Origin of the sequence: Terribium retamae (assembly GCF_022347545.1) — a bacterium.
GTDB classification, from domain to species: Bacteria; Pseudomonadota; Alphaproteobacteria; order Rhizobiales; family Rhizobiaceae; genus Mesorhizobium; species Mesorhizobium retamae.
In genome coordinates this window covers 87,547-97,807 of sequence record NZ_JAKREW010000020.1, presented here as the reverse complement: position 1 = coordinate 97,807, position 10,261 = coordinate 87,547, and the positions used below count along the sequence as shown (strand labels likewise).

Annotated in this window: 10 protein-coding genes; 5 read left to right on the top strand and 5 right to left on the bottom strand. The window is 62.2% G+C overall.

Annotated features, from left to right (window positions below; all coding sequences use genetic code 11):
* Window positions 1-614: efflux RND transporter periplasmic adaptor subunit (locus L4923_RS19060; RefSeq protein ID WP_239367989.1), on the bottom strand; the 614-nt coding region annotated here is incomplete at its 3' end.
* A 184-nt stretch (window positions 615-798) separates the two neighbouring features.
* Between L4923_RS19060 and L4923_RS19055 the strand changes: the two genes are divergently transcribed.
* The 5 genes from L4923_RS19055 (at window position 799) to L4923_RS19035 (ending at window position 5,684) form a co-directional block, all read left to right on the top strand.
* A complete protein-coding gene (locus L4923_RS19055; protein ID WP_239367987.1) occupies window positions 799-1,434 on the top strand; it encodes a TetR/AcrR family transcriptional regulator in 636 nt (211 codons plus the stop codon).
* A 12-nt stretch (window positions 1,435-1,446) separates the two neighbouring features.
* The gene (locus L4923_RS19050; protein WP_239367985.1) at window positions 1,447-2,694 is read left to right on the top strand and encodes an MFS transporter; all 1,248 of its coding nucleotides are present in this window, start codon (window positions 1,447-1,449) and stop codon (window positions 2,692-2,694) included.
* Between the two features lie 322 nt (window positions 2,695-3,016).
* Window positions 3,017-3,352, top strand: coding sequence for a hypothetical protein (locus L4923_RS19045; protein ID WP_239367983.1), 336 nt, complete (start codon window positions 3,017-3,019; stop codon window positions 3,350-3,352).
* 249 nt (window positions 3,353-3,601) lie between these two features.
* Entirely contained in the window at window positions 3,602-4,660 is a 1,059-nt protein-coding gene (locus L4923_RS19040) for a Gfo/Idh/MocA family protein (protein WP_239367981.1), read from the top strand.
* Window positions 4,661-4,802: 142 nt separating this feature from the next.
* On the top strand, window positions 4,803-5,684 hold the full coding sequence (locus tag L4923_RS19035) for an alpha/beta fold hydrolase (RefSeq protein ID WP_239367979.1): 882 nt from the start codon (window positions 4,803-4,805) through the stop codon (window positions 5,682-5,684).
* Between the two features lie 98 nt (window positions 5,685-5,782).
* Here L4923_RS19035 and L4923_RS19030 read toward each other — a convergent pair whose 3' ends face one another.
* The 4 genes from L4923_RS19030 to L4923_RS19015 form a co-directional block, all read right to left on the bottom strand.
* A complete protein-coding gene (locus L4923_RS19030) occupies window positions 5,783-7,030 on the bottom strand; it encodes an alanine racemase (RefSeq protein WP_239367977.1) in 1,248 nt (415 codons plus the stop codon).
* Window positions 7,031-7,193: 163 nt separating this feature from the next.
* The gene (locus tag L4923_RS19025) at window positions 7,194-8,135 is read right to left on the bottom strand and encodes an ABC transporter ATP-binding protein (RefSeq protein WP_239367975.1); all 942 of its coding nucleotides are present in this window, start codon (window positions 8,133-8,135) and stop codon (window positions 7,194-7,196) included.
* On the bottom strand, window positions 8,132-9,058 hold the full coding sequence (locus tag L4923_RS19020; protein WP_239367973.1) for an ABC transporter ATP-binding protein: 927 nt from the start codon (window positions 9,056-9,058) through the stop codon (window positions 8,132-8,134). The genes L4923_RS19025 and L4923_RS19020 overlap by 4 nt, the downstream gene beginning before the upstream one ends.
* A gap of 228 nt (window positions 9,059-9,286) precedes the next feature.
* Window positions 9,287-10,228: a LysR substrate-binding domain-containing protein gene (locus L4923_RS19015; protein ID WP_239367971.1), complete on the bottom strand. Its 942-nt coding sequence runs from the start codon at window positions 10,226-10,228 to the stop codon at window positions 9,287-9,289.
* Window positions 10,229-10,261: the final 33 nt, after the last annotated feature.

Below are 10,261 nucleotides of genomic sequence, written 5' to 3'. Positions count from 1 at the left end.
GCTTCGGCGCGCTGCGCCTGCGCTTCGGCATTCTCCGCCCGCTGCACGGCAACGCCTTGCCGGGCCACGGCAACGGCGGAGGCGCGGTCTTCATAGGTCTGTTCGGAAATGGTACGGGTCATCTTCAGCCGCTCGGCGCGTTCGAGCGCCGATTGCGTCTGCGCCAGGGTCGCTTCCTGTTGGGCAAGGGAGGCCTTGCTGCGCGCCACGCGGCCTTCGGCTTCACGCAGCTTGTTTTCCAGCATCGCGGTTTCCATCTGGACTAGCACCTGGCCGGCCTTGACCTGTTCCCCGACTTCTACCTCGACCGAGGCGATGCGCTGATCCTGCAATGCAGTTCCGACGGCGATCTCGTCGCGCGCCACCAGCACTCCGGTGAAGGTCAATGTCCATTCGGCCGGCTGCTGCTTGGCAATGAAGGTGGAAACGGTGCGCTGTGAAAGATCCTTCGAGGCCGCCGCTGCGCCTTCGGCCAGCAGCGGACCGGTGCTCGCCGCGACGATGAAAATGGATGCCGTCGTTGCCCTGAAGCAATTCCAGGAAAAGTGCGAAGCGGTTTTCCGCGTTTCCGTAAAAAACGGAAACGCTCTGGCCAAGCGAGAAACGTAACGCATGAGTGCTGTCGCCTATATCTGCGGCGTCCCCCGCCGCTCACTTATTTATTAGACTAGTCGATCTAATAAATGACTCTGCGAAGTGTCAAGTCGCCGAAATATGCCGATTTATACGTTGACATGGCACACGTCGCCATTTATTAGACTGAGTGGTCTAGAAATAAAAAGGCGGAATTGAGGCGGGATGCGCAAGGTCGACCCCGAGAGGCATGAGGCGAAGCGCCAACAGATTTTACAGGCAGCCGTCACCTGCTTCGCGCAAAAGGGGTTTCACCGCACCTCTACCGCGGAGATCTGTGCCGAAGCAGGCATGAGCCCCGGCAATCTCTTTTATTATTTCCCCAACAAGCAGGCGATCATCGCCGCCATCGTCGAGGAAGAGCGGCGTCAGACCGCCGATTATTTCGAGGGCACCACCCAGGCGACGGATCTGTTTGCCGAGCTGCTGGACTTCATGGACATCGTGCTCGAGCTCGCTTCCGACCCGATCTATCTCAAGCTGGCGCTGGAGATCGCAGCCGAGGCGATGCGCGACGAGGAGATCGGCAAGCTCGTAACAAAGAATGACAATGAGCTGCAGACCGCGTTGAACACATTGTTACGCAACGCGGCAGCCCGTGGCCAGGTCGATCCGACACTCGACCCCGCCGACAGCGCCCGCTGGATCGCAGCCCTGGTCGACGGCGTCTTCAGCCGGGTTGCCATCGATCCCGGTTTCAACCCCCTCGAGCAGCGGCCGATGCTGCGGCTTCTCATCACCCGCTTCCTACGGCCGGGCGGCGCCGGCGACTTGTTGTCGGCGACTTCGTCACAAGGATAATCGCGGGTCATCATGGCTGACGACCGAAAAGCCCTGCGGCCGGCGCGCACGATCTGGCCTTATGCCGGGCTGCAGCTCGCCAGCGTCACCGTCAACCTGGCCAATGCGATCACCGCCGTGATCTATCCCTGGCTGGTCTACGACCTGACCGGCAGTGCCGGCTGGATGGGCGTCATTGCGGCGCTCACCTTGTTTCCGGCCATAGCCGGCTCGGCTTTCGGCGGCATCGTCGCCGAGCGGATCGGCATACGCCGCATGGCGCTGGTCTCGGTGGCGATGGGCGCTGCGGCTGCGCTTGCCGCCGCTGGCGCTTACGATGCCGGCCTGCTCACCATCGGGGTTCTTGCCATGCTCGCCCTGTTGGGCGCCGTATTGGACGGGCCGGGCGGTATCGCCATCGAGGCCCGCGTGCCGGAGATCGCCCGGCTGGCGCGCCTGCCGTTGATGCGCGCAAACGCCATCGACGACCTTGTCGACAACGGTGCCGCGATTGCCGGGCCGGCGATTGCCGCATTCCTGGTCGCCGTCACCAGCACGACGGTGCTTTTGTGGATCATCGCCGCGATCAACCTGTTGGCCGCCATTCTGGTGGCTGCCAGCCTGCCGCGCTTTCGTTTGCGTCACATCGCCGGATCCACATTCACCCAGATGAGGGCCGGCCTCGGCTTCATCGTCGGCCAGCCGACTTTGCGTTCCGCCCTCATTCTCGCCGGCATCGGCACCAGCGTCTTTGTGGCCGTCGAAGGCATCGCGCTGCCGGCAATCCTGCGCATGGAGGGACGGTCCGCGGCACTGCTTGGCTTGTTCCTGGCTGCTGCTTCGGCCGGCGCCATCGTGTCCAACCTCGCTTTGGCCCTCGCCAGTCAGGCGCCATCGCTGCGCGGTATCTTCTCGGCAGCGTTTGCCGGGCTCGCGGCCGGCGTTGCCCTTCTGCTGTTCGGTCGCTCCGTGCCGATCATGATCGCCTCCGGTGCAATGCTGGGCATCGCCGCGGGTCCCTTGTCGCCGGTCTTCGCGACACTGCTGCAGTCGAGCGTGCCGAAGGATCTGCGTGCCAATGTCATCGGTATCTCGATGAGCCTTGTGCTGCTTGGCGCGCCGCTGGCTGCACTGGTCACGGGTGCCGCATTGGAGGCTTTCGGCTCGACCGCCGTGCTGATCGCCTGTTCAGTCCTGCTTCTGGCCTGCGCGCTTTCAGCCCTTGCGATGTCGGGGCTGTGCGGCGTGGCGGCGAACCTTTCGGGCGATGAGGCCGGATAGTCCCGGCGCCGAGCATGACCGATACCGTGGGGTTATTGTCACAAAGTACAATTTCACTGGCTGAACAAAGCTATATCGTTGGCCTGCTCTGATCGTGCGGGGTGCACCGTCGTACGGAGCAGGCCCGTCTGCAGGTTAACGCCTACAAAAGTAGCAGACGGGCTTTGCTTTCTTCCGATGGTTCGCGCGGAAGCAAGCCGTCGACACGTCGAACGACCGTTGGGCATACTCCCTTTAAATTGTTGTCGCTTCTCGGGTTGCTGGAATCGCTACCCAATCGACTTCGTAGCTGCAAAGATGAGGCATTGCGGAGGATGGCCCGATGCGCATCGCTGTAGCTTGTGTCGCAATTGTCTTGGCATTGGCGGGTTGCGCGTCGCCGCCCTCCAGGCTGGTCATCGGCAGCAGCAATGTCACCGTCGCTCCAGATCTGCCGTTGCACGCTTCGATCATGCAGCGTGTGAGCGCCATGGTTTGCGCGCACAGCCTCATTGACCCGCTCCCGTCGGATGAGGAGGCCTTGAAGGCCTTGCAGAACGAAGCGGCGGCAATAGGCGCCTCGGGTGTCTATAAGTTGAAATATGCGCCGACCGGGTTGCTCGACCGCTGTGGCCTGCTGCCCGGCCTGGAGGCGACAGCGATCGCGTATCGGATGTGAGCAGCGGCTCGGGCCGGTCGTAGGTCATCGTGATCTTCGGCTTTTTGCGTCATAAGCGCCGGCATCATGGAGCGCACCCGGTGCTATCTGCATCCGGGCCGTGAGGCTTTCGCCTTCGTCAACCGAGAACTTGGCGCCGTCTCGCCTCAAGGGAACCCGATGTTCTTCCCGGGGTTACCATCGGAGGGGTGCTGCGCACCGGCAATAAGGCGCCCCCTGTCAGGCTCGGTTCGGAGAGGGGTCCAAGACATGCAGCTCTTAATACTCGGCACTGGCTGGATGGCCGGAGAGCACGCCAGGCAATTTTCCAGAGTCGAGGGCGTTGAACTGGTTGGGGCGGTCGATGTTGACCGTGGCCGTGTCGATGCATTCTCGCAAACCTATGGCATTCCCAACCATTTTACCTCGCTGGAGGCCGCATTGGACTGGGGCAGGTTCGATGCCGTGGCCAACGTAACTCCCGACGCCGTCCATCACCCGACCACGCTGGCGCTGATTGCCGCGGGCAGGCCGGTCTTGTGCGAAAAACCCCTGGCGGAAAACCATGCCAAAGCCGACGAGATGGCCACGGCCGCCGAGCGGGCCGGTATCATCAACATGGTGAACCTGACCTATCGCAACGTGGCGCCGCTGCAGAAAGCCAGGGCAATGGTCCTTGCGGGTGAAATCGGTTCCATCAAGCATGTCGAAGCGTCTTATCTGCAGAGTTGGCTGGTTTCCAAGTTCTGGGGCGATTGGCGAACCGACCCGAAGTGGCTGTGGCGTCTGTCGCGCGGCCATGGGTCCAACGGTGTGCTAGGCGATGTCGGCATCCATATTCTGGATTTCGCAAGCTACGGCGCCGGTCTTGGCATCGACAATGTGTTCTGCAGGCTCAAGGCCTTTGACAAAGCACCGGGCAACAGGGTCGGCGAATATGCGTTGGATGCGAATGACAGCTTCACCATGGCATTGGAGTTCAGCAACGGCGCGCTCGGGGTCGTTCACGCCAGCCGGTGGGCAACCGGCCATCTGAACGAACTGCGCCTGCGCTTGTATGGCGACAAAGGCGGGATAGAGGTCGTCCACAACTTGAATGGTTCGGAACTGAGAGCCTGTCTCGGTGACAAGGTCGAGAATGCAGTCTGGGAAACGCTGGATGCCGGGACCGTGCCGACCAACTATCAGCGCTTTGCTGATGCCGTTCGTTCCGGCGCGCAACCGCAACCGTCGTTCCGCCATGCGGCAGAACTTCAAAAGGTGCTCGATCTGGCACAGGTCGCGGCGGAAGGTCGAACCGAATTGCATACAGGCGGCACGGGAGACTGACGGCCGCAGACCTCGTAGCCCCGCTCCGCATGCGGGGGATCCGGAAGTCGCGTGCGACGGCCAATGTCGCCGGCGGCACAGGATGCGGATGCGATTGCCAGCATCCTTCCCGAAAAATGGAGGAGGACAGGATATGGTTTCCATGCGCAGCTTGGCTCTGGCCGTGTTGCTTCTGGCACTGCCGGTCGCGGCGGATGCAGAGGAAATTCCGGTTCCGAGCCAGGCGGAATGGGCAGGTGCGAAGAAAAGCGTTGATCTGCCGAATGGCCAGAGGGTTGCCTATGTCGAGATGGGCGATACGACCGGCAAGCCGTTGCTGCTCATTCATGGCTATACTGACAACAGCCGCAGCTGGTCGTTGCTGGCGCCCTATCTGAAATCGAGGCATGTGTTCGCCATCGATCTGCGCGGGCACGGAAAATCGAGCGTGCCGGATTGCTGTTATGCCATCACCGATCTGGCAGACGATGCATCGCTCTTCCTCGACGCGGTTGGTGTGAAGAAAGCCGATGTCGTCGGACACTCGCTGGGATCGATGACCGCGCAGATGCTTGCGGCAACCCATCCCGACAAAGTCGACCATCTGGTTCTGGTGTCGTCATCGATGAAGCCCGGCGGCGGGCCGGGTTCCTGGCTGTGGGACAACATCATGCCGCTGCGGGCTCCCATCGACCCCAACGGGAAGTTCATGATCGACTGGTATTGGAACCCCAATCCGGTGGACAAGGACTATATCGACCGCGAGCGGGCCGAGAGCGCCGCGGTTCCGATCAAGGTCTGGCACGGCGTCATGTGGGGGCTGTCGGCTTACGACTTCAGCAGCCTGGCACCGACCATCAAGGCGCCGGTGATGATCTTCTGGGGCGACCAGGACCAGCTTTTCGACGTGAAGCATCAGGATGCTTTGAAGAAAGCCTATCCATCCGCGAAATTCGAAGCCTTCGCCGGCGCCGGCCATAACATGTTCTGGGAGTTCCCAGAAAAGGTGGCGAAGGTCCTGAGCGGATTCTTGGGAACGCCGTGAGCGGCGCGGCCTCGCCAACACAGGAGCCCGCCGGCTTAGGCGGGCCCTCTGTCCATGCTATAAGGCGCCATCTTGTGACACCAAGCGGGCACCTGATCTCAAAAAAATGTCTTGAGCGCTTGTAACACCTGGTACTTTTCGTCGACCAGGAGAAGCATCGACCATTTGTCGAAGGTCGTGCACGGGTGGCCGTTGCCAAAGCCGACCATGTCGCCCACCCGCAACGGGCTGTCCTGCGGTATGTCCAGATGACAATGCTGATCACTCAGCGTCAGGACGACGTGGTCAGCCGGCATGACTTGCGGGCCTGGCATCCCGCCGCCCGGCCGATACCAGCGCAACGGCACGGGCATGCCCGTGTCGATGCCGACATCGCGTTTCCCCATCGTCAGAATGGCGCGGCCGCTCTCCGGTCGCGACTGCACATAGGCCCAGACTTCGAGCGCGGCGGTCAATCCGCCCGGCGGAAGCTGGAGCGTGGTTTGGCTCACGATGCGTTTGAATGCCGAGGCGTAGCCGATCGAATCGTGGGTCAGGTAGCAACCTGACCGCAGCACCCGCAAAACCGGCTGCGAGAACACGGCACGGTCGAATCGCTCGCCGACGCGGTCGAAGAAGCTTGAACCTCCCGCGCTGATGACGATTTGATTCCCTGGCTGGTCCTCAGGACCGAACAGACCTTCCGCCAGAGCGATGCCGGCGACGGTGGCGACAGTGTCGATCAGGCCGTCGGCTTCCCGCGGCGTCGCGAGCAGACCCTCGAAACATTCAAACCCGGCAAGCACAAGTCCGGGTGTGGCGACGACTGCGCGCGCTATATCCAGGGCCTCTTCCGGCGAGCGGACACCGGTGCGTCCGCCGACGAAACCGATCTCCACCAGCACGCGCATGGGGTTGTCTTCCGGGGGCAAGTTGCGGCGCGCGCCATCCGCCAGCAGCCTAAGGCCTTCGGTGCTGTCGGCCAGGCAATAGAGCTCGATGCGGTTGTCCCCCTGCAGGGCCCTGAAACAGGCGTCGATGGCCATTGCGCCGACCGGCTGGTTGGCGAGCACGATACGCGCCACGCCAAACCGCCGGCACACCTCCAACTGCTGGATCGTTGCGACCGTGATGGCCCAGGCGCCGTCCGCGATCTGCAGGTCAAACAGATGCGGTGACATCGTCGTCTTGCCATGCGGGGCAATCAGCAGGTTGTTGGCCTTGGTGAAGGCGCTCATCCAAGCGCTGTTGGCGGTGACGAGATCGCTGCGGATGATGGCGACCGGCATCGGCAGGTCGCCCTCCAGGACATTCCAGCCCTGATCGCCGACATCGCCGAGGCGCAGCGCCGGCGCATCGAACGGCAAGCCCTTCGTCGAGCGATCGAGGATCAGGCCGTCGAGCGGGGTGAGGTTCAGGCGCGGAAGAAAGGTCATGGGAAACTCGAATGTCGGGATATGCGGATCGCCGGCATGTGCTCGAAGAGAGCACTTGGCGACCTGCGGAAGGGATAAGCGGATTTGACCCGGGTCAGGCAGCTTCGCGCACGAAATGCGTCGACGACACCTGTCTCATGGGCCGTTCCACTGGCACGAAATCGACGCTGCGTACCGCACTGGGGATTTCGTCTGCCATCGGTTCCCGTCCTTCGGGGCGTTGGGTTGGGTCGGCCACAGGCACGGTCGAGAGGAGCTTGCGTGTATAGGGATGTTGCGGATTGCCGAAGACCGAGCGCCGGTCGCCGATCTCCACAATCTCGCCGAGATACATTACCGCAACACGGTGAGCGATGCGCTCGACCACGGCCATGTCGTGGCTGATGAACAGAAGGGCGATGCGCATCTCGCGTTGCAGGTCCATCAGGAGGTTGATGACCTGGGCCTGGATGGTTACGTCGAGCGACGCGACGGCTTCGTCGGCGATAATCAGCCGCGGGTCCATCGCCAACGCCCGCGCGATGCAGATACGTTGCCGCTGCCCGCCGGAGAAAGCATGCGGATAGCGTTCGAGATGCTCCGTGGGAAGTTCGACCTTGGCCAGCAACTGGGCTGCGCGCGCCCGCTGCGTCTTTGTCGTGCCCATGCGGTGTACGCGCATCGGATCCATCAACGCCTGTTCAATCGTCATGCGCGGATTAAGCGACGAGAACGGATCCTGGAAGATCATCTGGACGTCGCGGCGGAAGCGCGCAAGGTCCCGATGCTGTGCGCCGATCATCTCCACCCCGTCGTATCGGATGGAACCGGACAGCGGCTTCTCCAACTGGATCAGGCTGCGCGCGACTGTCGACTTTCCGCAGCCGGACTCGCCGACCAGCGCCAGCGTCTCGCCGGGAAAGATATCGAACGATACATTTTCCACGGCGTGGACCCGGCCTGAAACGCGGCCCAAAATGCCGCCGCGCAGATCGAAGCGGGTGATGAGGTTGCGAACCTCGACCAGCGGCGCGTTTTTGTCGCGTGGCGCGCTCATGCGGTCGTCTCCGCGAGCTTTTGAGTTGGTTCGTAGACAACCAGCGGAAATTTCTCCGGCGCGTCCTTTTCCACCATGCTGCCGAGGCGCGGCACGGCCGAAATCAGCGCTTGGGTATATGGATGCTTGGGCGCTGCGAAGATCTCGTAGACGGAGCCGGTCTCGACGATATCGCCCTTCAGCATCACGCAGACGCGATCCGCAATCTCGGCGACGACGCCCATGTCGTGAGTGATGAAGAGCACCGACATGCCGATCTCGCGCTGCAGTGCGCGCACGAGGTCGAGGATCTGCGCCTGGATCGTCACGTCGAGCGCAGTCGTCGGCTCGTCGAGGATCATCAGCGACGGCCTGCACGCCAGTGCCATGGCGATCATGACGCGCTGGCGCATGCCGCCGGACAGCTGATGCGCGTACTGATCGAGCCGTCGCGCCGCGTCAGGCACCCGCACGAGTTTCAGCACGCCCAGCGCAATGTCGCGCGCTTCGCGCTTCGTCTTGCCTTGATGGCGGATGATTGCCTCGGCGGTCTGGTCGCCGATGGTGAAAACCGGGTTCAGGCTCGACATGGGGTCCTGGAAGACGATCGACATCTCGTAGCCGCGCAGCAGCTCGATCCCCTTCAGGGAAAGCTTCGTGAGGTCCGATACCTTGCCATCCTTCAGGCGCATCAGGATGCGGCCGCCGGTAATCCTGGCGCCGTCATGTTCGGTCAGCCGCATGAGGGTCATCGCGGTGACCGATTTACCGGAGCCGGACTCGCCAACCAACACCAGCGTCTCTCCGCGGGCTATCGTGAAGGAGATGCCGTTCACCGCCCTGATCGGTTGGCGCCCTTGCGACGCAAAGCAGACTTCCAGATTCTCGACCGCCAGAATGACGTCGTCTGGCAATGTTGGATCGGCAGCTTTGATCGTCGACAAATCGAGTCCTTCGATAACGCGTGGCTTGGCTTGCTGCCGGGCATCGAAGGCAATGGGTGGCCCGACTGTCAATAGCAGGTTGTGGCGGAGACGTCCGCTGTGGTCGTGCCTGGTGCTGCCATCTCTCTGGGCGAAGAGTTGGAAATGCGGGCATCTGGATGCCCAGAGAGCTAACTATGCGCGTTTTGCATCAGCGTATCGCTTTTGGCATACAAGATGCTGATGGGTTCAGCGCGCGATCGAGATCGATCCGTCGAGCCGTCGCTCGGAAGTCTGGGCAAGAAAATTCCACAGCGCTTCCACATCGCGGTTGCTCGAACCGGTGCGGCGAAAGATGCGTATTTCCATCTGGAGCGACAGCTGCTGGCCACCGATCTGGACAAGCTCGCCCTGCGCGATGGACTTGCGGACACAGATTTGCGGCAACCAGGCGACCCCATGGCCGGCGACGGCCATGTGCTTGAGCCCCTCAGCGAGTGAGGATTGGTAAACGATGCTCAGATTGAGCGGCCGGCGTGAACGCGACCGGATCACCGAGATCAGTTTGCCGAGGTAGCCGTCATTCCAGGAATAGGCGAGGTAGGGAACTTCATCGCTTTCTGCCGGGTCGAGCGTGAACAGAGGCTGGCCGGAGGAATCGACGCCGGAGACGAGGATCAGCCGGTCCTGGCCTATTTGCAGCGATTCGAACGGCCCGGCCTCCAGCACCGGCGGTCCATCCGGATGATCGTAGGTGATGACGAAATCGCACCGGCCCGAGGTTAGATGCTCGATGCATTCCAGGAAGTCGGCCGTGTGCATGCTGGTGCGCATCGGCGCGTTCGGCATGCCGGGCGAGTGGACCCAGGTCGGGAAGAAGTAGATCGCAAGGGTGTGCAGCGAGGCGAATGTGATCAACTGCGAACTGGCACCGGCGACATTGCGGCAGTCGGTACGCAGCCGGTACATTTCCCGCACCATCTCCTGGCAGCGCGGCAGGAACATATTGCCCGCGCTGGTCAAGTGCACGGGGTATGTGCTGCGGTCGACCAAGCTGGCGCCGACCCAGGTTTCGAGCGATTTTATCCGCCGGCTGAATGCCGGCTGGGAGATGTTCCGCGCCGAAGCGGCGGTCGAGAAGTTCCGTGTCGCAACGATTTCCAGAAAGTCCTCGAGCCACGCCAGTTCCACAAATCGGCCCCATGCGCATTTTGCATAACCGAT